This is a genomic window from Microcoleus sp. M2_D5 (genome assembly GCF_036701935.1).
Classification (GTDB): domain Bacteria; phylum Cyanobacteriota; class Cyanobacteriia; order Cyanobacteriales; family Microcoleaceae; genus Microcoleus.
In genome coordinates this window covers 1-21,923 of sequence record NZ_JAUBRP010000030.1, presented here as the reverse complement: position 1 = coordinate 21,923, position 21,923 = coordinate 1, and the positions used below count along the sequence as shown (strand labels likewise).

11 protein-coding genes are annotated in these 21,923 nt (G+C 44.4%); 6 read left to right on the top strand and 5 right to left on the bottom strand.

What is annotated here, in order from left to right; all coding sequences use genetic code 11:
* Nucleotides 1-69: 69 nt before the first annotated feature.
* On the bottom strand, nt 70-846 hold the full coding sequence (gene rfbF, locus QUA50_RS14615; protein WP_333264829.1) for a glucose-1-phosphate cytidylyltransferase: 777 nt from the start codon (nt 844-846) through the stop codon (nt 70-72).
* Between the two features lie 364 nt (nt 847-1,210).
* Between rfbF and QUA50_RS14610 the strand changes: the two genes are divergently transcribed.
* Both QUA50_RS14610 and QUA50_RS14605 read left to right on the top strand, forming a co-directional pair.
* Nucleotides 1,211-1,750, top strand: a complete 540-nt coding sequence (locus tag QUA50_RS14610) for an RNase A-like domain-containing protein (RefSeq protein ID WP_333264830.1) — start codon at nt 1,211-1,213, stop codon at nt 1,748-1,750.
* Entirely contained in the window at nt 1,747-2,046 is a 300-nt protein-coding gene (locus QUA50_RS14605; protein WP_333264831.1) for a contact-dependent growth inhibition system immunity protein, read from the top strand. Before QUA50_RS14610 ends, QUA50_RS14605 begins: the two co-directional genes overlap by 4 nt.
* 125 nt (nt 2,047-2,171) lie before the next feature.
* Here the strand turns inward: QUA50_RS14605 and QUA50_RS14600 are convergent, their stop codons facing one another.
* The 3 genes from QUA50_RS14600 to QUA50_RS14590 all read right to left on the bottom strand — a co-directional run bounded on the left by QUA50_RS14600 (nt 2,172) and on the right by QUA50_RS14590 (nt 9,897).
* Nucleotides 2,172-3,500, bottom strand: a complete 1,329-nt coding sequence (locus tag QUA50_RS14600; RefSeq protein WP_333264832.1) for a GH39 family glycosyl hydrolase — start codon at nt 3,498-3,500, stop codon at nt 2,172-2,174.
* 73 nt (nt 3,501-3,573) lie between these two features.
* Complete coding sequence (locus QUA50_RS14595) at nt 3,574-7,080, bottom strand: glycosyltransferase (protein ID WP_333264833.1); 3,507 nt, start codon at nt 7,078-7,080, stop codon at nt 3,574-3,576.
* 273 nt (nt 7,081-7,353) lie between these two features.
* Entirely contained in the window at nt 7,354-9,897 is a 2,544-nt protein-coding gene (locus tag QUA50_RS14590) for a glycosyltransferase (RefSeq protein ID WP_333264834.1), read from the bottom strand.
* A 164-nt stretch (nt 9,898-10,061) separates the two neighbouring features.
* On the opposite strand from QUA50_RS14590, the gene QUA50_RS14585 reads away from it, so the two are divergent.
* The 3 genes from QUA50_RS14585 to QUA50_RS14575 all read left to right on the top strand — a co-directional run bounded on the left by QUA50_RS14585 (nt 10,062) and on the right by QUA50_RS14575 (nt 19,460).
* Nucleotides 10,062-12,380, top strand: a complete 2,319-nt coding sequence (locus QUA50_RS14585; RefSeq protein ID WP_333264835.1) for a tetratricopeptide repeat protein — start codon at nt 10,062-10,064, stop codon at nt 12,378-12,380.
* A gap of 185 nt (nt 12,381-12,565) precedes the next feature.
* The gene (locus QUA50_RS14580; protein ID WP_333264836.1) at nt 12,566-13,858 is read left to right on the top strand and encodes an ATP-binding protein; all 1,293 of its coding nucleotides are present in this window, start codon (nt 12,566-12,568) and stop codon (nt 13,856-13,858) included.
* Nucleotides 13,859-14,264: 406 nt separating this feature from the next.
* Nucleotides 14,265-19,460, top strand: coding sequence for a PAS domain S-box protein (locus QUA50_RS14575; protein ID WP_333264837.1), 5,196 nt, complete (start codon nt 14,265-14,267; stop codon nt 19,458-19,460).
* A gap of 208 nt (nt 19,461-19,668) precedes the next feature.
* Here the strand turns inward: QUA50_RS14575 and QUA50_RS14570 are convergent, their stop codons facing one another.
* A complete protein-coding gene (locus QUA50_RS14570) occupies nt 19,669-20,232 on the bottom strand; it encodes a Uma2 family endonuclease (RefSeq protein WP_333264838.1) in 564 nt (187 codons plus the stop codon).
* A 163-nt stretch (nt 20,233-20,395) separates the two neighbouring features.
* Between QUA50_RS14570 and QUA50_RS14565 the strand changes: the two genes are divergently transcribed.
* The gene (locus QUA50_RS14565) at nt 20,396-21,751 is read left to right on the top strand and encodes a lipid-A-disaccharide synthase-related protein (RefSeq protein ID WP_333264839.1); all 1,356 of its coding nucleotides are present in this window, start codon (nt 20,396-20,398) and stop codon (nt 21,749-21,751) included.
* Nucleotides 21,752-21,923: the final 172 nt, after the last annotated feature.

The window sequence follows — 21,923 nt, the reverse complement described above, 5'->3', positions numbered from 1 at the left end:
ATTCTATCTATTGTGGAACGGGCCGGAGAGCCCGTTCATAAAAGGCGGGTTAAGAATGCAACAATTAACTTATTTCCACACTTTCCAAGGAGCCTTCCCTTCATCCCAAAGTTCGTTTAAATACTTGTACTCTCGAAAAGTATCCATCGCAAAGAAGAAGCCCTCATGACGGTAAGCCATCAACTGTCCGTCTGCCGCCAAACGCTGCATCGGCTCCTGTTCTAAAATACAATCATCTCCCCCCAAATAGTCAAATACCCGGCGGTTAAATATCATATATCCAACACTGATCCAGCCGTCGATCTGAGGTTTCTCAGAAAACTGTACTACGCGGCTATCGCTGTCTACATCCAAAATCCCAAAGCGAGAAATCGGACGGAATGTAGTGACAGTTGCTAGCTTACCGTGAGACTTATGGAAATCCACTAAGGCGTCAATATCGACATCAGCAACTCCATCGCCGTATGTCACCATGAAATTCTCGCGATCGATATATTTTTCGATCCGTTTTACCCGCCCTCCTGTCATGCTTTCCGCGCCTGTTTCAGCCAGTGTCACCTTAAAATCTTGTTCGAGATGTTCCTCGTGATAAGTGATGGTATTTTGGCGTCCCAGACAGATAGTAAAGTCATTGTTCATGGCTTCATAATTGAGGAAATATTCTTTAATCATGTTGCCGCGATAGCCCAAGCACACAATAAAGTTTTGGAAACCGAAGTGTGCATAAATCTTCATGATGTGCCAAATAATCGGATGTCCCCCCACATCAACTAAGGGTTTGGGACGAAATTCTGTTTCTTCTCTGAGACGAGTACCGAGACCACCTGCTAGGATAACTACTTGCATTTGTTCGATTTTTTAAAGATGATCAATTAATTTATCATCAATCATCAGTGATTTATTCAAATAATTATTAACTTTTTCTCATACTGAGTGAAGCTTTGTAAACCACAGAAATCACGAAGTATTCTCAATAATCGTAGGGTGGGCGCCGAGCACCATTTATTTACTTCTATTTATGAATAATCGTAGGGTGGGCGCGGAGAACCATGTATCTAAATATTTCGCGCAATTTCTCACTAACAGTAGGGCGCACACTGCACACCGTATATTTAAATACTGCCCGTAATTTCTAACTTACGAATGGTAGATTAGGAAATAAACAAAAAAACCAACTCCTGTATTAAATATAAGGAAGAGATTCAACGCCATGAAAAATCAACTCGATCGCCTAAAAAAGTTTTTAGGTATCCTCTGCGCGATCGCCTCCATAATTATATTATTCCAATCGGCTATACCTGGTGTTTACGCCACGGTTGTTGCACCGGAAGGCTCAACGATACCACCAACGACAGTAGCTTTTGTACCCAATATACCGGGCGGCGGATTAGAATTTCACGAATCAGCAGGAGGACACACTTTAGAGAGACACGTTGATAAAACAGAAGCACAACTAGCACAGCGACTCGCAAGCGAAACGAGAATTTCTGCGGCATCTTCTTTTACTAACCGTTCCGTTGCCGAAGCGGCTATTGCGGAAGCAATGAACAGAAATCAAAGTGCGATCGACTCTTGGGTGAAAAGTCGAGGCAATCGTTATACGATCGACTACAATGCCAACAGAATAATTGGCATTACTCTGCGTCGCCGCGCATCCAAAGCAACTTCAACATCTCGCCTGAGAATCGTCCTCCAGCGCAGCGCCAAATTACCTCCCGGATACTTTATTCTCACAGCTTATCCCCAATGATCGATCAATTTCCTCATTTAACCCAATTTTTCAGTTCCTACTTTCACCAAGACTGGCCGTTAGAAGCTGACACTCCCAGCGATGTAGTGAACAACTATCGCAGCAGCGAACCGCGCCCCAATGTTGAAGCTGCATCGCAAGAAATCAGCAAACTGCTCGAAATGCCGATCGCCCCAGCCGATTTAGAAGCATTCATCCTCGATGAATTAGGGTGTTACTACGATCCGCAATCCGAAAATCAAACAGTCAGAGAGTGGTTGGAATCTGTGCAAAAATCTTTAAAAAATCCCAGCTAAAATCTACTGACATCAGCTACCGCGCGATCGATAAATCCGTAGGGGCGGGTTCACCACTAGCCTCAAAAAGTACAGATAGGTTAAATAAACCCGCCCCCACCCCGCGATTTCTCTTCAAATCAAGCTCACTTGCTAACCGTCAACAAGTACCCTTCGTGGACGTTGAAATTAGGGATAACATAAGCCAAGCTGCCACTACCCACCGAAAAACTTTCTTCTTTAACTGTGACAAGCTGTGGCACGGCCCCTTCTTGAGTGTTGGGAATCTTTTCTAACTTTATACTTATTTTCTGACCCCTTTGAATACCTAGCTGCTCCAAATTGCCCAGGGTTAATGTTACCGTTGTTGCTGAGGAAAAATTGGGGTCGAAATAACCTAAAAGTATCTGTGCTTTACCTTCTAGATTTGACTTGCTGGCTAAAGCGACAAGGCGATTGTTATTTGACCAACTCCGCACCCGCGAATTAACTCCGTCAGCATAAGCTTTGTAAGTCCACCAAGCTGCCCTCGGCTCAAAAGTATTGGGCGTCACCATCCCGCTCAGCGTATTGTTGAAGCAATTGCTAACTTTATTTAGCCCTTTACTCTCCCAACAAGCTCTGCAAGCACCGTCAGCTTTTGCATACTCTAAGTTATACAAATAACCTAATATTTCCCCCGGCTGGTACTGCGCTAAGTTCCCGACAATTTCGTTGACGTAAATTTTTTGCAATTTCAGTTCCTTGTAAGAGGGACTTTGCTGAAAATTCCGTTTAGCATCAATTACATGGTCGTCAATAAATAAGATCGCGGTATCGTTGAGTTCGTGCCATGAGAGGAAGTTTACTTCAAGTTTGTTCGCTTTGCAGTAATCCAAAAAAGCGGCGATATATCCTTTGTTGTACTTGGTAATGCTCGGCCCGCCGATCGTGGCTGACGGCCCCAATTCTTCTCGCAAAATTTTGTAAGCTCTTTTGTAGGTTTCAAAGAATTGTTCTCTGCTTCCATTCCAAAACGGATTTTTTAAATCTGGTTCATTCCATACATCCCAAATAATTTTTTTGCCTTTATTTTGCTGGGCTAACTGTCGGATGAATGCTTCCCACGCGGGGTAGTTTTGATAGGGCCAGCCATTGGGATTGCTACCGTAGCCCCACAAGTCGCTGACTACTAACTGAAACTCGGCTCCGCTGGCGATTACTCGATCGTAAATATCGAGTCTCCCTGCCCGCCAAAGTTTCGGCTGCAAGGGTTTTATCGAGCTATCCGGGGGTTTTGCGGTATCGATTCCGTGCAGGATGCCACTCATGGAAATTGTACCGGTGGCCGGCTGTCCAAAATCTACTGTCACGTTCGATCGCACTTGGCCGATCGCTCTTGGCTGTCCCAAATATGTGATTAACAGAACAGTGACAATAGCTAAACCAATTGGCAGCAGTTTATTAATACGTGGGAACTTGAATGTAAATTGCATATCTTTTGTTTGGTTGATGTTTTGTGGAATGGGCCGGAGAGCCCGTTCCTAAGAATGCTGCAAGAACTCAGTTTTAACGAACCGATGAAAATACTTCAAAACCCTGTATTGATTCTATCACTTGTTGCCAAGATCGGGAGTCTATCAGCTCGTTGGTATCGAACGGAACTCCTTTTTCTGCTGCGAAAATACCAAAGTTTTTCACCCAATCAAAGATAGTTTCTGTGGTAAAATAAGGCGTGCAGGCCCAAGCAGATTGCAAATTATTCGCCATCTCGGACATATCTCCCCGATTGTAAGCCTCCCAAGCTTTCCACACTAAATAATAGTATTTCAGCAGGCTATCGGCTTGCTGTAACTGCTTTTTGAGTTTCGGACTAATAGAGAAACTGTCGCTCTCACCGTCACTTACAAATGCCTGTTCAATTATTTCTCCATATTCCCGAAGCATCCGTTCTTCTTTGAATAGTTCTTGGGCTCGCGCTTTGCACGCTTGTCCTGCCAGTCGGCGCAATTCGGGATTTTCTGCCCATATTTCCACGGTTTCTACCAACTCTTTTACTGTTCCTTCTGGGTCGATTGTAGGATCGGGCAGTAGCTTTCCCGTATCTCCCAATTCTTCAGGAATCCCGCTGACTGCTGTGGCAATTACGGGCAATCCTTTCGCCATTGCTTCCATAATTGCTAGCGGCATTCCTTCTGCTTGGGGAGATAAAATAAAGATGTCGCTGGCGTCTAGCCAATCGGCAATATCCCAGCGCTGTCCTAAGAATTTAACCTGTTCTTCTACTCCCAATTTGCTCGCAGTTGCTCTTAATTCAGGTTCCATATTGTCGTGAGTAGTAGACCCTGGCCCGGCCCACACAAAGTAAATTTGGGGCCAAATTGAACGAGATTGGAGTTGGGCGATCGCCTGCAATTGATACTGATATCCTTTAATTGGAGTCAATCTCGCCGCCGTAAAACAAACCACAGCATTTTCGGGGATTCCTTGTTCTTGACGCAGGCGTTGGCGAGTGGAAAGATTCGGCGGCTCAAAATAACTATTTGGTCTGCCATAATAGATTACTTTTCCTCGTTCCAGACGCGCTTTAAATAGACTTCGGAACAAGTTTAAATTCTCGTGGGAAACTGCTACTGCTGCTTTGGCTACCATGTACTGATAGGCAACTGCATCGAAATAGGGAATTCGATCGCCGCGATCGAAGGTTTCATAATTGCGATTGATATAACCCAGACTGATTATGTACGGTATATTTTGCTCGATCGCAACTTGTTTAGCTGCAAAGTTAGCCATCGGCCAGCCGTCACTAAATATAATTAAATCCGGTTGAGCCCGGGCGTAAATCTTTTGGGCATCATCCAAATTGTAAGCAATTCGCAAAAACTCTTTCATCGTGTCGAACTCTAGCCAAATATGTTCGATACCTAGCTGTTTTTGTTCGGTAATTAAAGGGTTAGAAGCTTGACTTTGAACGCTGGTCACTCGGTAGCCATCCGCCGCTAATTTACACATCAGCGAGTGGTTGAACTGAGCCAAACCGCCGACTCCGGGGTCTTCTGTGTACAGGAGTACGTGCTTTGTTTGCTGCCGGTAAATCGAACAGGGAGCCGATTGAAACTGATAAGGGTTGTTCGCTGCGATCGCCACTATGTCTTGCCATTCCTGTAAATTGGTTAAGGCATAGGCATCAAAGCTGTCGCCGTACTGTTCTGAAACCCCCTTAAAAGTTTCCAGCCAATTAAAAACAGTTTCAGTGCCTGTCAAATGAGTGTAATACAGAGATTTTTCCAGACATTCGACCATTTCTGCCAAATATCCGTCGCGGTACATCCGCCATGCTATCCATACTAAACACTTGTAACGTTCCGCGCGTTTCAAGTCGCGGATGTGCTGAGGCAAATCAGGCCTCGCGAAAAATTGCTCCATCAAAATTTCCGTATTTTTCATTAATTTGGAGCCGTTGGACATAATATTGGTATCGTGCTGACGATAGCAGGTTAATATCTCTTTTAACCAAACTGACTTGCAGCCTTTTAAACCTAAACGCAGCACAAAATCTAAATCTTCGGTTGGCGGCAAGCGATGATCGAAACCGCCCAATCGTTCCCACCACTCGCGCCGCAGCATCATCGCGCTGGGCCGCACTGATTTGTAGAAAACAAAGGCTTCTAAATCTAATTTTGGTGCTTCTTCCCAAGGCTTTACTGCATAAATGCCTTCGTCGTTTTTGCCAACGATAACCCAACCTGTTTGCACCATATCTAATGTGGGGTCAGCGTCAAAGCAAGCTACTTGTTTTTCTAGTTTTTCTGGTAAGAAGAAGTCGTCAGCATCTAAAAACGCTAAAAACTCCCCTTTTGCTAATTTGCAAGCACTATTTCGGGCAATTGCTGCTCCTTGGTTATCTTGGTAGATGTATTGAATTAAATCGAGGTAAGGTGCTAAAACTTGGCGAGTGTTGTCAGTTGAGCCGTCGTCTGCGACGATAATTTCCCAGTTTTGATAAGTCTGACCCAGAACACTCTCTACGGATCTGACAATGTAGCGCTCGCAGTTGTAAGCCGGGATAATGACACTGACGCGCACTTTTTGGGGAGGAATAATATTAGCCATTAACTGTTTCCATTCTGGTATTTTTCTGAGAGCAACGCCATCAATTGGGCAGCCGTAGGTGTTAGAAATTCCGATAAGGCGCTTTACCCAATCTATTATAGTTAGTGTCAGCGAAGACGGGGTGTAATCTAAAGATTTTTCCAAATATTCCGTCATTTCTGCCGGATAGCCGCTGTAGTAAAGTTGCCACGCCATCCATGTCAGAGCTTCATACAACGCCTGCTTTTCTAATTGGCGGATGTCCTCTGGCAAGTCGGCTCGATAGAAGAAACTTTGCTTTAATTTAATACAAAGGTTTGCCTGTTTCAGCGCTCTCTGGATGGACACATTTTGCCCGTGCTGGCGGTAGCATACTGTCACTTGAGGCAACCAAGCAGCTTCGCAACCAGATAGTGCTAAACGCAAGATTAAGTCGGCATCATCTACTGAATCATACTGAGAATCAAAACCGCCGACTCGTTCCAGCCACTGCCGCGAAAACATCATGGCGCTGGGAAGTAGGGGCATATAAACAATCCAGGTTTTTAAGTCTAGCTGAGGCAAGTATTCCCAGGGTGTTACATCGAAAATACTTTCGCCTTGCTCTTTAACCATCCGCCAGCCACTATTAACAATTCCTAGTGATGGCTGAGCGTCAAATAACGCAACTTGTCCAGCTAACTTATCGGACAAGAAAAAGTCATCTTGATCTAAAAAAGCAATTAATTCACCTCGCGATTCCTGAATTCCTCGGTTGCGGGCGGCAGCTACTCCTTGGTTTTCCTGATAAACATAGCTAATTGTGTCAAAATAAGGCTGCAATGCTTGGCGGGTGCCGTCGGTTGAGCCGTCGTCTACGACGATAATTTCCCAGTTTTTATAGGTTTGGCTGATGATGCTTTCTACCGCTTGCGCGATGTAGCGATATCCATTATATGCGGGAACAATTACACTTACTCGCGGTGTCGGATTTGCCATTGACATGAATTTTATCGGTGAGAAGGAAGGGTGCGGGAAAGGATTCTGAAACGGATGTAACGGAGGTCAATCGATTGCGCGATTTTAGATTTTAGATTTTAGATTGAATCATTGACTTGCGCGAGATAAATTTGGGGGGGCAAGTTTCTCGGATACAGGTTTTTGATTTCTGGACCGATCGATCGCGTGGCGGGTATCCTGGATGCTTTCGGTCAGGAAGAAGGAATATGCAATTATAATGCTGACACAAATCATAGTTTGAAAGGTAAATCTGGTATTTTAGCGGGCATAAAATACAGAGTCAATGCCCTGTACTTCCTCGACTAATTGTTGCCATTCTGGTGAATTAATTAAAGAATATGTATCTAATTTATGCCCTTTTGCTGAGCAAAAATTGCCAAAATATTCTACCCAGTTTAATAGCGTTTCTGTAGTCAAAAAAGGTGTGCACTGCAAAGATTCTTGAAGCCACTTCTGCATTCCGCTTAGGTCTTCTTGACAGTAAGCCTGCCAAGCATTCCATACTAAAGAGCTGTAATGCACCCGGCTTTCTATTTTCGCCATTGACCTCTGCATCTCTTTTTTAGTAACAAATGGATCTGTTTGGCGATCGCAAACTAAAGCTTTTTCGATCGCCTCCATCGACTCTGCCAACATCCGTTCCTCTTTAAACACTTTCTCGGCCCGCTGCTTGCAAGCTTGACCGATTTGATGCCGCAATTCTGGATTCATCGCCCAAGCTTCTACAGTTGCCGCCAATTCCCTCGCGGTTCCCTCTGGATCGGCATTAGGATCGGGCAACAATTTTCCAGTATCGCCAAGCCCTTCAGGAATGCCGCCCACAGCCGTTGCAACGACCGGCAATCCCTTAGCCATCGCTTCCATGACTGCAAGGGAAGGCGCTGCATCTGCTAGAGAAGTCAAAATGAATATGTCGCTAGCATCCAGCCAATCTAGGATATCCCAGCGCTGTCCGATCGCCTTCACGCGATCGCTCACCCCTAACTCTTTAATAGTTTCCCTCAATTCTATTTCTACATTGTCAGCGCTTCCCTCACCAGTTCCTGCCCAGACAAAATACAGTTTAGACCACACAGGAGACTGCCGCAACTGCTCGATCGCTTCGATCTGATATCGATGCCCTTTAATCGATGCCAATCGAGCAGATGTGAAACAGACGATCGCATCTTCAGGAATTCCTATTTCTTGTCGCAGGCGTTGACGATTCGCAGCATTAGGAGGTGCAAAATATTCAGGAGAACGCCCCAAGTAAATCACTTGTCCTCGCTCTTTTGGCAACTTGAAATGTTGGCACAATAAATTCAAATGTTCGTAAGCGCCAACAATCAAGGCTCTAGCTTGCAGGCAGTGGTAAAGCACTCCTTCTACATAAGGCACTACATCCCCGCAGGCAAAAGTTGCGTGTTCTGGCATAACTAACCCGATTACCATCATGTATGGTATTCCCATTTGAATAACTACCTGTTTAGCAGCAAAATTGGAAAATGGCCAGCCATCGCTAAAAATAATCAGATCCGGTTTGTTACTAGCAAAAAGCTCTCGTGCATCCTGAGTATTTCTTAACACCCGCTGTAAATCTTTATGCCCGCTAAAATCCAGCCACAAGTGTTCTATACCTAACTCTCGTTCTCGCTCAAGCAAGGGGCTAGAATGTTTGGCTTGCACGCAGGTGACTCGATAGCCTAATAGGGCTAACTTACAGAGAATGGCATGATTGTACTGCGCTAATCCTCCCACGCCCGGATCGTCCGTGTTGTAGAGTAGAATGTGGGCTTGCGCTTTTGAAGGTGTGGGAATAGAACTCTGTTGAGATTGGGGTGGATTAGTCATCACCATCAAAATTATCTCTTGCCATTGGGCTAACTTACTCAGCGAATAAGCGTCAAATTTTTCACCGTATTCTTCAGAAGCCATCTGAAAACTTTCCAGCCAATTCAAAACTGTTTTCGTGGGCGAAAAAGGTGTATATTGCAATGACTCTTCTAAACACTGGGCCATCTCTGCTAGATGACCGTCGCGATACATCCGCCATGCCAGCCACTTTAAGCATTGATAGCGTTCCTGGTTTTTTAACTGCCGGATTGACTGAGGCAAATCGGGTCTAGCGAAGAATTTTTTCATCAGAATTTCTGTATTCTTCATTAGCCGGAAACCGCTTGACATGAGATTGTTATCGTGCTGGCGGTAACAGGTAAGTGTCTCTTCTAACCAAACTGCTTTGCACCCCTTTAAAGCTAAACGCAAGGCAAAGTCTAAATCTTCCGTCGGGGGAAGTCCAGAATCGAAACCCCCCAAGTATTCCCACCACTTACGCCGCAGCAGCATCGCACTCGGTCGCACGCATTTATAGAGAATAAAGCTTTCTAAATTTAATTTAGGCGCTTGCTGCCAAGGCTTGACCGCAGAAATATTTTGCCCTTTTTCATCTACCATGAACCAACCTGTTTGCACCATATCTAATGTGGGGTCAGCGTCAAAGCAAGCTACCTGTTTCTCTAGCTTTTCTGGGAGGAAATAGTCATCGGCATCTAGAAAAGCTAAAAACTCGCCTTTGGCTAGCTGGCAAGCACGATTCCGAGCTATTGCTGCGCCTTGATTTTCCTGATAGGTGTAGCGAATTCTGTCAAAATAAGGCTGCAATACTTGATGGGTGCTATCTGTAGAACCGTCATCTACAACAATAATCTCCAAATCAGTAAAAGTTTGGGACAGCGCGCTCTCCACGGCTTGTACGATGTAGCGAGATCCATTATATACAGGTATAATTACGCTTACTTGCGGTGTTTGAGTAGCTGTTGACATTATTTAGCTCGCTGTTAACCTATGATTATCTAGTTTATATTAATGTTGCTGACATTTAGCGCTATTTATTTGCCCATCGGCCGATGTATTTACTTGAATTTGAATTTTGACAAGTTGTACCATACAATAATACATAGAATTATTACTCAACAGGAACGCAGGAAGTGAATTCAGAAACAGCAGCGGTTGATTTTCAACAACAGGCAGAAGTCTATTTGGCTTTAGGGAATTTGGATGAGGCGATCGCACTTTGCCAGCAAGTTTTGGCATCGCACCCCAATTCGGCCAAGACTTGCAAGACCTTGGGGAAGGCGCTGCAAGCTCAGGGTAAACTAGAAGACGCAAGGTATTGGTATAAAGTTGCGATCGCCCTGCAACCGGATTTTGCCGAAGCTTTTGCTAACCTCGGCACTCTCTGCGCTACTTTGGAACAGTGGCAAGAGGCGATCGCCTGTTACCAAAAAGCCATCTCCCTGCAACCCAACTTTGCAGGATTTTACCGTAATTTGAGCCGGATATTTACCCAAGTCGGTCAAGCTGAAGAAGCAGCAGACTTTTGGTATCAAGCACTGATCGTGGAACCGATAGAAATAGCAGAAGAATATCTCGATTTAGGTAATACTTTGCTTGCCCAAAAAAAGCCCAAAAAAGCGCTAGTTTGTTACCACCGCACTATTTATTTAAACCCCAGCTTTTGCGAAGCTTACTGCAAAATAGCCGAAGCGGCTAGCGAGCTAAAGCAGTGGGACGAAGCTATTATTCACTACCGCAAAGCTATTCAACTCCAGCCGGATATTTCGGAGTTTCATTACAAATTAGGCAATGTTTTGCAAGCTAAGGAACTCTGGCGCGAAGCGGAGGCTGCCTACCGAAAAAGTATTGATTTAAATCCCAATTCTTTTTTGTCATACTACAACTTAGGCAGCGTGCTGCTCAATTTAGAAAAATGGCAAGAAGCTGCGATCGCTTACCGCACGGCTGTTGAAATTAACCCGGATTATTCTTGGTCTTACTACAGCATCGGTGCAGCTTGCGATCGATTAGAAGAATGGTCTGAATCCGCCGCAGCTTACCAGCGCGCTACTGAAGTAGACCCGAATTTTTTCGCAGCTTTTCACAAGTTAGGAGATGCTCTTTTTCAGCTAGAAAAATGGTCAGAAGCTGAGGCTGCATACGAACGGGCGATCGCCCTAAATGCAGATTTATTTTGGTCTCATTATAACTTAGCTTTGACTTTAGTTAAACTTCAAAAATTTGCAGAAGCAACACTCGCTTATCGGCGGGCGATCGCACTCAACCCCGAATTCTCTTGGACTTACCACAATTTAGGAGAAGCCCTGTTAAAAACAAAACAGTGGAAAGCCGCAGCTACCGCTTACCAACGTGCTATTGAACTTAATCCCACTATTTCTTGGTCTTATTACAATTTAGGCGATGCTTTGAGTGGAAGTCACGCATGGAACGATGCTGTTTCCGCTTACCTTTGCGCGCTTAAAATCGAGCCGTATCTACCGAAAATCTACATAAAGTTAGGTGAGGCTCTAATTAAAAGAACTCCGGTAGATGCAGATGCAGCAACTAGCTACTATCACCACGAAATGCAGCCGCTGCACCCTCCTGAATTTTACTGCCAAATAGCCCAAAATTTTGCTGAGAGCGATCGGTATAACGAAGCCATAATGTTGTACTTGATGGCATTAGAAATTAGACCAAAAGATCCAGAAATATCCCAAAAATTAGAGGAAATTTTAGAAAAACAGCGTCAAACAGGGGAATCTTCTCTATTATTAGAGTTGGAGGCTGAGGATATTCGCGATCGCTATATCGCCAGAGTCGCCAAAGGCAAGACTTTTGCAGAAGTCGGTGGCTTGTGGGGAACTGTCAGCGAAAAAGTATCTGTAGCTAGCAAATACGGTGCAGTTTCTCTAACGATGATTGATGCCATGCCCGCATCCATCCACTGGTGGCAAGATTTTTGCGATCGCATGACAAGTTTAAATATTGCTAATTATAATTGTATCAATCGAGATATAACTCAGATTCAGCTTGCAGAAATTGGCGAGCCTTACGATGTAGTTCACTGTGCAGGAGTTTTGTACCATCACCCTCACCCTTTGCAAATTTTAACGAGTTTGCGTCAAATAACTGGGGAGTATTTAATCTTAACTTCAGCTATTACTCAAGAAGTTATAGAAAACGAGCGGGGACGCTACGAAATTCCAGCTTCTGGGGTAATCTTCATTCCCGCTTTAGGCGAAGCAGAACGAGCTATCTTAACAGCTTACTGGCAGCAGCACGCCGACGGTTCACCCATTTTAGGAGTAATTCAGAAAGCAGTTTTTGATATTAACGACTTTGGGCCGTGGTGGTGGCTGCCTACAGCTTCGGCTTTAGAATCTATGTGTAAAGTCGCGGGATTTAAGGTTGTAGATAAAGGATGGACTTGGAACAATAATGCTCTGACTCTACTGCTGGGGATTTGAGGATTTGTAAACGAATAATAACAGGACTTGCTTTTTCACAAACGGCTAAACACCCGGTTTATGACCGTCTTCCTCGTTTTCTTTTCCCCATATTCCTACTAAAAACCGGGTGTTTTCAGTAAGTCCTAAATACAATAGCTGCCAACATTTTTTTTGTGAAGAAAACAGGAACTGGGAAATAATCAATGAATAGTCAGCAACCAGAGACGCCACTAGGAAACATTTTAGTAGTAGATGATACAGCAGAAAACCTGCGTCTGTTGTCTACGATGTTGACTCAGAGGGGGTACACCCCCCGCTGCGTAATTAACGGAAAAATGGCTTTGAGAGCGTGCAATTCTAATCCACCAGATTTGATTTTGCTCGACATAATGATGCCGGAAATGAACGGTTACGAAGTTTGTCAGCATTTGAAATTAGAACCTAAAACTCGCGAAATTCCGGTTATTTTTATCAGCGCTAAAGATGAAGTATTTGACAAAGTAAACGCATTTGCTGTAGGAGCAGTTGACTATATCAGCAAACCATTTCAGTTTGAAGAAGTGCTCGCCCGCATCGAAAGTCACCTTAGCCTGCGGAATTTACAAAAGCAGCTAAAAGAACAAAATATGCTGCTGCAAGAAGAAATCACAAGCCGCTTAGCAGTAGAGAAAACTCTTCAGGAAAAAAATCAAATTCTGCAACAAGAAATCAGTACCCGTCGCGCCGTAGAAAAAGCTCTGCAAGAGCAAAATTTGGTACTCCAACAAGAGATATCCCACCGCCAGCGTGCCGAATCTGCTCTATTAAAATCTAACCAAGAATTGGCGCGTTCCAATGCAGAACTAGAACAATTTGCTTATGTGGCTTCTCATGACTTGCAAGCGCCTTTAGCAACCATTGCCAGTTACGCTCAACTTTTAGAAAAACGCTACAAAGACCAACTCGACAGCCAAGGTAGTAAGTTTATCGGCAATATCGTTCAGGGCTGCACCAGAATGCAAACTTTAATTGACGATTTACTCGAATATTCCCGCGTTGGCAGGAGTCGGAAACCTTTTGAACTGACAGATTGCAATCAAGCAGTCGAGCAAGCACTCGCGAACCTGCAAGGGGCGATCCGCGAGACTAATGCCGTTGTCACCTACAGCGAATTACCAACGGTAATGGGGGATATTTCTCAACTCGTGCAACTCTTTCAAAATTTAGTCAGCAATGCGATTAAATATCGCCACGATGCACCGCCTGTGGTTCATATTACCGCTTGCAAACAGGAGGAAAACTGGTTAATTTCTGTCTCAGACAATGGAATTGGTATTGCTCCGCAGCATCAAACACGTATCTTTCAAATTTTCCAGCGCTTGCACACTCAAAGAGAATATTCTGGGACAGGTATTGGTTTAGCAATTTGTCAAAAAATTGTGGAACTTCACGGCGGATGTATCTGGGTCGAATCGCAACCGGATCGAGGTTCAACTTTTTACTTTACTCTCGCTTAATCGAGACATAGTTTTGGCAAAATGTATAAGCTATAAGGTAGATAAATTTTATCTTTTTATAATTTTTAACTCCTCACCTCGAAGCTATAATGCAGAAGTTAATACTATTTAATATTGTCGGCGAAAGTATTGCCTAATAGGGAAATACTCTGACTAGAGGGTTGGGGAGACTGGCTACAGTTAGATTCTTTTTTTAAGGGTATAAATAGCAAGTTAGAATAAAAATAATTTTCCATTGACAGTCCACTTAGCGCGTGATAAAATTTTAACTATTAAACAAAATTTTTGTAGCGCTTGCTTGCACCCAATTAGACGGTTGATGTATGTGAACGTGCAATTGAATGACTGCTATGAAAATACTCGGTGAAATTCAAGTTAGTTTAACATTTTATTGATTATAAATATTATGAAAGCAGTTTTTAACTTAGCTTTGCCTCCTATCTGCTTTAAAGTTTTGTTAGTAGAAGACAACCCTCATGAAGCTGAGCTGATTGAAGATTTGCTGTCAGAAATAAGCGGCGCGCAGCGTATAGTGCTGACGAAAGTAGAGCGCCTCAGCGAAGCGAAGCAGCGATTAAATCAAGAAACTTTTGACATAATTTTATTAGACCTTTCACTGCCAGATAGTCTGGGAATCGAGACGGTGGCTCGGATACAAGAGTACGGGGTAAATGTGCCGATCGTAGTTCTGACCGCCCAAAACGACGAAGAACTTGCCCTGCGGTTGATTTCTGTCGGCGTACAGGATTATTTGGTAAAAAGAAAAATCGACAGCGAACTGTTAATTCGATCGCTCCGCTACGCGATAGAACGCCAAAACAGTCAAGATGCTTTGCGAAAAAGTGAAGAAAAATATCGCTCGGTGGTGGAAAATTCCCTGATCGGCATTGCAATCATCGCTCCAATTATTGACAGCGAAATTCCTCTAAATTGCCACTGGATAGAAGTTAACGATGCTCTGTGCAATTTGCTGGGCTATGAGCGCTACGAACTCGTGCAAAAGAATTGGCTAGAGTTGACTCATCCAGAGGATTTGGAGGCTAATTGTGAAAAATTTTCTCAGATGTTAGCAGGTAGGAGCGACGGTTACATCTTAGACAAAAGGTTGCTCAGAAAAAATGGCGAAATAGTTCACACGCGAGTTTCCCTGCGCTGCATCCGCCGCCTGGACAGGTCGATCGACCGGATTATCGAAGTAGTTTTGGACGTGAGCGATCGCTACCGCTACGAAGCAAAACTGAGAGCGTCAGAAGAATTTTTAAACCACACCATAAATGCTACGCCCGATCCAATTTTTGTCAAGGATGAGCAACACTGCTGGATGATATTAAATGATGCTTTTTGTCAGTTAGTCGGCAAATCGCGGCAAGAACTGATCGGCAAATCAGATTATGACTTTTTCCCCCCATCAGAAGCTGCTGTTTTTTGGACAAAAGATGAAGAAGTATTGACAACGGGTGTCTGCTTGGAAACCGAAGAAAAATTCACATACTCTGCCGGAAAACAACACATAATTTCTACAAAAAAAAGCGTTTTTCAAATAGCAGACGGCAGTAAAGTAATAGTGGGTACAATTAGAGATTTTACCGAATACAGACAGCAACAAAAAGCCCTGGAACAAAGCGAAGCTCGCTTTCAAAAATTGGTAGCAAACCTGCCGGGAACAATTTATCAATTACGAATGTCAGCAACTGGAAAATTGTCTTTTCCCTACGTCTCTTCAGGCAGCAGCCAAATGTACGAATTAGAAGCTGAAGCAATCGAGCAAAATGCGGAACTGATTTTCAGCGGAATTCACGCAGACGATTTCTTAGATTTAAAAGCATCGATCGCAATTTCAGCCGCTACCTTGGAACCTTGGCAGCGGCAGTGGCGGCAGACTTTGCCATCTGGAAAAGTTAAGTGGCTGCAAGGAGCTGCGAGACCAGAAAGGCTCACTAATGAAAGCAAATCTGGGAGCGAAAGCGATATTCTCTGGGACGGTTTAGTGATGGATATCACTGAATTAAAGGAGGCACAAACAGAGCGCGATCGTTTTTTCACTATCTCCTTAGACTTGCTTTGTATTGTAGGTTTTGATGGCTATTTTAAACGTTTAAACCCAGCTTGGTCAACAGCTTTAGGCTACAGTATTAGTGAAATATTTGCCAAGCCGATGATCGAATTTGTTCATCCAGACGATCGAAAAGCTACCGCAGCCGAAGGAGCAAAACTAATAGCAGGTACTTCGAGTATCTCCTTTGAAAACCGCTATCTCTGCAAAGACGGTTCTTACAAATGCTTCCTGTGGACATCATCGCCATTTAGCGAAGAAGGTTTAATCTATTCAGTCGGTCACGACATTACCTCTCGTAAAGAAGCCGAGTCCCAACTCCAGCGACAAGCAGTAGCAATGGCCGCTGCTTATGACGGCATCGCTATTTTTAATAATAACAAAGAATGTATTTATTGCAACAACGCTTATCTCAAAATGTACGGCTTGGATAGCCCTAGCGAAATGTATGGCAAGAAATGGAAAATGCTCTACAGCAAAGCAGAAAATATGTTTTTTGAATTACAAATAATGCCGATGATTCTGCAAAAAGGGTACTGCAATATAGAAGCGACAGGTCAGCGCCGTGACGGTACTAAGTTTCCTCAAGAATTGTCGCTGACAATGCTTGTCGGTGGCGAAATCATTTCTATAGTCCGCGATATAACTAATAGAAAACAGGTAGAATCAGCCCTGCGAGCGAGCCAGCGCCGCTACCAAACTTTAGCAGAAGCATCGCCTGTTTGCATATTTCACACCGACACATTGGGAAATTGCCTTTATGTGAATCAACGGTGGAGCGAAATTACGGGATTAAACGCAGAATTAGCAGCAGAAATTGGCTGGATGAATGCCATACATCCAGATGATGTGGAGCGGGTCAAAAATGAATGGCACAGCTCAATTATTGATACAATTCCTTTTAAATCAGAATACCGATTTCAGCGTCCAGACGGTCGGGTAATTTGGGTGATCGGTCAGGCAATTGCAGAAATCGGAGACAAGCAGGAAATTAAAGGCTATATCGGCACTATTACTGATATTAGCGATCGCAAACAAGCAGAATTAGATTTGCTGCGAGTTACTCAAGCGGTGGAAAGCACCAGCGATGCGATCGGCATTGCTGACTTGACAGGGCGATCGATCTACCACAATCAAGCCTTTGTTCAACAGTACGGCTACACCGCAGAAGCACTAAACACAGCAGGCGGATTAACAGCAATTTATCCTCAAACTAAAGTGCTGCTAGAAATGTTTAAAACGCTCCGTAAAGGTAAATCTTGGCAAGGCGAACTCAAAATCAACACTAAAAACAACGAACTGGTAACAACTTTAGTTCGCGCCGACGGCATTAAAGATGAAACTGGTCATTTAATCGGATTAGTGGGAGTAATTACCGACATCACCGAACGGAAACAAGCGGAGATGGCCCTGCAGCAGCAATTAAGGCGAGAACGGCTAGTAGTTGCTATGCTCGATCGCATTCGCTCCTCCCTAAATTTAGAAGAAGTCTTGACAACTGCTGTCAAACAAGTGCGGCAATTTTTGCAAACAGACCGCACAGTTATTTACCGTTTTAATCCCGATTGGAGCGGCTTTGTCGTTGTGGAATCCGTGGCAAAAAATAGAACATCGCTGCTAAATATTCACAATATTGATGGCTGTTTTAAAGAGAAATTTGTTGAGATTTATCAGCAAGGCTGTATTAGAGCGATGGAAGATATTTACAGAGAAAAATTGACGGAATGCCACATGAAATTTCTCGAAGGAATTGAAGTAAAAGCTAACTTAATAGTCCCAATTTTAAAAGCACGAGAAAGCATTTCCCAGGCCCAACAGACCGCAGAAAATGAGCTCTGGGGACTGCTGATCGCCCAGGATTGCAGGGGCCCCCGTCCCTGGGATTCCTCAGAAATAGAATCCCTCCGGCAATTGTGCGTGCAATTGGCGATCGCGATCCAGCAATCGACGCTATTTCAACAAGCACAAACCGAAATTGCCGATCGCAAACTGGCAGAATCTGCCCTCCAACAAGCTGCATTAGCTGCAGAAAGCGCCAACCGCGCCAAAAGCGAATTTCTTGCCAATATGAGCCACGAACTACGCACGCCTTTAAACGGCGTTTTAGGTTACACTCAAATCCTCAAAACCGACAAAGACTTAAGCTCAGATCACCAAGAAAGTCTCAGCAATATTCAACAGTGCGGCGAACACCTGCTGATGTTAATCGACGATGTTTTAGATATTTCCAAAATTGAAGCTAGAAAAATGGAACTCTACCCGGAAGAGTTAAATTTTCTCAAATTTACCAAAAACATTGCCGATCTCTTTCAGATGCGGGCCTCTCAAAAAGAAATTTTCTTCCATTACGAACAAGTATCTCCCCTGCCTAGCTGCGTTCGTGTAGATCCAAAAAGATTGCGCCAAATTCTCATAAATTTACTCAGCAATGCCGTTAAATTTACTAACAGCGGCGGTGTGACTTTCAAAGTCGGCTATGTCGGCACAGGGGCCTGGAGTCAAGGGCAAGGCGAAAATTATGAGTTCTCGACTTTGAGTTCGGAACTGAAAGAAAATTATATGCGCTTCGCCCACAATCCCATTGCAGCCAAACACGCTTTAAAAATCCGCTTTCAAGTCGAGGATACCGGCACTGGAATAGAGCAAAGCAAGTTAGAAGAAATATTTTTGCCTTTCCACCAAGTAGGAGGGAATACATTTGTTGAAGGTACAGGTCTCGGACTCTCAATTAGCCAGAAATTAGCGAAACTAATGGGAACCGAAATTCGCGTCCACAGCACTTTTGGAAAAGGCAGCACTTTTTGGGTAGATTTAGAATTGCCAGCAGCTAAACGGTACTTGGAGGTGTCTATTTTGCAGGAAAAACGCTGGGTTGTCGGTTTTATCGGCAACAAGCGGAAAGTGCTAATAGTGGATGACAATCAACTGGATCGCGATTTGTTGTGCAGGCTGCTGCTGCGTTTGGGATTTGAGGTGGCAGAGGCCCAAAACGGGCAAGAATGCCTCGACAAAACAGTTAAATTTCAACCGGATGTGATTTTAATGGACTTGCGGATGCCTGTAATGGATGGCTTAGAAACTGCAAGAAGACTGCGGCAGTTGCCGGAAGTAAAAGATGTTGTGTTAATCGCTATGTCAGCTAGCGTTTTCGAGGCTACCCAGCAAGACAGCATCCTCGCAGGGTACGATGCTTTTTTTCCCAAACCAATCGAAGCAAATCACTTTTTGGAACAGTTGCGCGTGCATTTGGGACTAGAATGGATTTATGGGGAATCTTCGGAAAACAACAAGCGCAAAACTCCCAGTTTGTCACCAGCCTCTGATTTTCCTGCTTATTCTTCTCTCTTACCTGCGGCTTCTGAGTCGGTAGCAAAAATTTTGAAACTCGCAGCTATGGGCGACATTGAAGAAATTTTTGAGGAGAGTGCTAAGCTGGAGAGTTTAGAACCTAATTTAGTGCCGTTTGTCTCGAAGCTGCGCCAACTTGCTAAGGGATTTCAACTCAAACAAATTCGGAATACTTTAAAACAATATATCGAGGGGAAGTAGTCAGCAGTCAGTAGTCAATCGATTTTAGATTTTAGATTTTAGATTTTAGATTTTAGAATTGAAGTATTGACTTGCGCGAGATAAATTTGGGGGGCAAGTTTCTCGGATACAGGTTTTTTATTTCTGGACGGATGAATCGTGGATGCTTTCGGTCAGTAGTCAGTGGTCAGTAGTGATATCATGTGCGATCGCTCGATAGGACATGATATCACTCTAATAGCCAACCAAATAATTCTCCTACTGTCAGTTGCAATTCCCTGGCAAAAGATGGCACGGGCAATAACTGTTCCGGTTCGTCAAACACCTCCGTTGATTGAGTCGGCCGATATACAAAAACCGATCGCTCCTCTGGATCGATTAACCAACCCATTTGAGTTCCGTGTTTGAGACAATATAAAATATTTTTAGTAACTTTAGTTGGGCTTTGGTCGGGGGAGAGGATTTCAATTGTCCAATCCGGGGCGATCGCAAACACATTTGCCACACCACCATTTTCTTGACGGGGAATGCGTTCCCAAGTGAATACAGTCACGTCTGGAACGATCGCTCGACCGCCAAAAATGCACCGTAGTTGTGGAAATGCTCGCGCCACCTTTTGAGGTTTAACAGCAGTATTAGCAGCGCTTGTCAACTCGCCTTGAATGACACTATGTTGTCCTTGAGGGATCGGTTTTTGAATGATTTCACCGTCAATGTACTCGCTGGCTGGTTTGGTTTCTGGCAACTTCAGAAACTCTTGGAGTGTCAAAGATTTTGGCTGGGTTTGTACCATCCAATTTTACCGATAAAATAGAGTTTCATCTGCTATTTTACCAAAAAGTCCCGGACTCGTGCGATCGGCGATCCACTTACTTCAACATCCGGCTATACCACCTTGCATCCTGCGGCTAATCTTGCTTCTATATATTCAGAGACAGTTTTTGAGAGAGTTGGGATTGAAATTACTTTGCCTCAGTAACGGCCACGGAGAAGACGCGATCGCCCTTCGCATCTTGCAGGAACTGCAACAGCACCCGCATCCGCCAGAATTAGCCGTGTTTCCGCTAGTGGGCGAAGGGCAAGCTTTCGCTCAACTAGAAAACGCCCGCATCATCGGCCCGGTGCAGCGAATGCCTTCAGGCGGCTTTATTTACATGGACGGGAGGGAATTTTTGCGCGATGTCAAAGGCGGCCTGCTGCAGTTGACAATCGCTCAGTTTAAAGCCATCCGCGCTTGGGTGCGGACTCAACAACAGTCTGGGAATCAAGACGGCGTTATTTTAGCCTGCGGGGATATTGTACCGCTGCTGTTTGCTTGGGTCAGCGGTGCGCCCTATGCCTTTGTCGGTACTGCCAAGTCCGAGTATTATTTGCGGGACGAGGACGGGCCTCTGGGGAGCAAATCTAGGGTCTTTGGTGGGTGGAATTGGTCGCGATCGGTTTATTTGCCTTGGGAACGCTGGTTGATGACTCGATCGCGCTGTCGGGCCGTTTTTGCCAGGGACGCGCTGACTGCCGAGACTTTACAAAAGCTGGGCATTCCCGCTTACAATCTCGGAAATCCGATGATGGACGGACTCGAACCGGAAAATCCAGCCGGTTTTTACGGCCCTGACGCAGAGTTTCGGGAAAGGTCGCGATCGCTAGTCATCACCTTACTCCCCGGTTCTAGAGCGCCGGAAGCCTATGCTAATTGGCTGCTAATAGTAGAGGCTGCAGCCGGAATTTTATCGCTGTTTGCCGATCGCAAATTGTTATTTTTCGGAGCCATTTCTCCAGAGTTAAACTTAGAAGCTTTGCGACCTAGTTTAGAATTTTTCGGCTGGCGCCAAGACGGGGAAACTAGAACGCAGCGACCCGAAGGAAGTATTTTGCGACCTCCTGTTTCTAGCGATCGAGAAATTCGGAAAGAATCTCCTAATTTGCTATTGCCCTTGACATTTGTGCAGAGAAACGCCACGATGATTTTGACTCAGCAAAGTTTTAACGATTGTTTGTACGAAGCCGATTTAGCAATAGCAATGGCCGGAACGGCTACAGAACAATTTGTAGGTTTAGGAAAACCCGCGATCGCCATTCCGGGAAACGGCCCGCAATTTACTCCAGCTTTTGCAGAAGCTCAAAGTCGCCTGTTAGGCCCGTCATTAATTTTAGTCAAACATCCCGCTGAAGTTGCCGGCGCCGTCCAGTCTTTGCTCCGCGATCCCGACAGATTGCAGCTAATCGCTGAAAATGGCTTGCGCCGCATGGGAGAACCCGGTGCCGCAGCCAGAATTGCCGAGTGTTTAATTCAGCGCTTCGGTAATTTTTAATTCCCTCCAATACACTAGAAAACAACAATGTTATATTCCTACCGAATATCTTTAATTCTACTTTCTTTTAAAAAAATCTTGTTCGCTAACTACGGAGCGCGAATTAAATAACTGATAATTTTAATTGTTATTGTGGGATGGGCGTCGCGCCCGTCCAAAAAGGACGGGCGCG

Excerpts from the sequence above, each read along its gene's own strand:
- QUA50_RS14610 (WP_333264830.1), top strand. The coding sequence starts at position 1,211 with ATGAAAAATCAACTCGATCGCCTAAAAAAGTTTTTAGGTATCCTCTGC.
- rfbF (WP_333264829.1), bottom strand. The coding sequence starts at position 846 with ATGCAAGTAGTTATCCTAGCAGGTGGTCTCGGTACTCGTCTCAGAGAA.
- QUA50_RS14570 (WP_333264838.1), bottom strand. The coding sequence starts at position 20,232 with ATGGTACAAACCCAGCCAAAATCTTTGACACTCCAAGAGTTTCTGAAG.
- QUA50_RS14595 (WP_333264833.1), bottom strand. The coding sequence starts at position 7,080 with ATGTCAATGGCAAATCCGACACCGCGAGTAAGTGTAATTGTTCCCGCA.
- QUA50_RS14590 (WP_333264834.1), bottom strand. The coding sequence starts at position 9,897 with ATGTCAACAGCTACTCAAACACCGCAAGTAAGCGTAATTATACCTGTA.
- QUA50_RS14580 (WP_333264836.1), top strand. The coding sequence starts at position 12,566 with ATGAATAGTCAGCAACCAGAGACGCCACTAGGAAACATTTTAGTAGTA.
- QUA50_RS14575 (WP_333264837.1), top strand. The coding sequence starts at position 14,265 with ATGAAAGCAGTTTTTAACTTAGCTTTGCCTCCTATCTGCTTTAAAGTT.
- QUA50_RS14600 (WP_333264832.1), bottom strand. The coding sequence starts at position 3,500 with ATGCAATTTACATTCAAGTTCCCACGTATTAATAAACTGCTGCCAATT.
- QUA50_RS14605 (WP_333264831.1), top strand. The coding sequence starts at position 1,747 with ATGATCGATCAATTTCCTCATTTAACCCAATTTTTCAGTTCCTACTTT.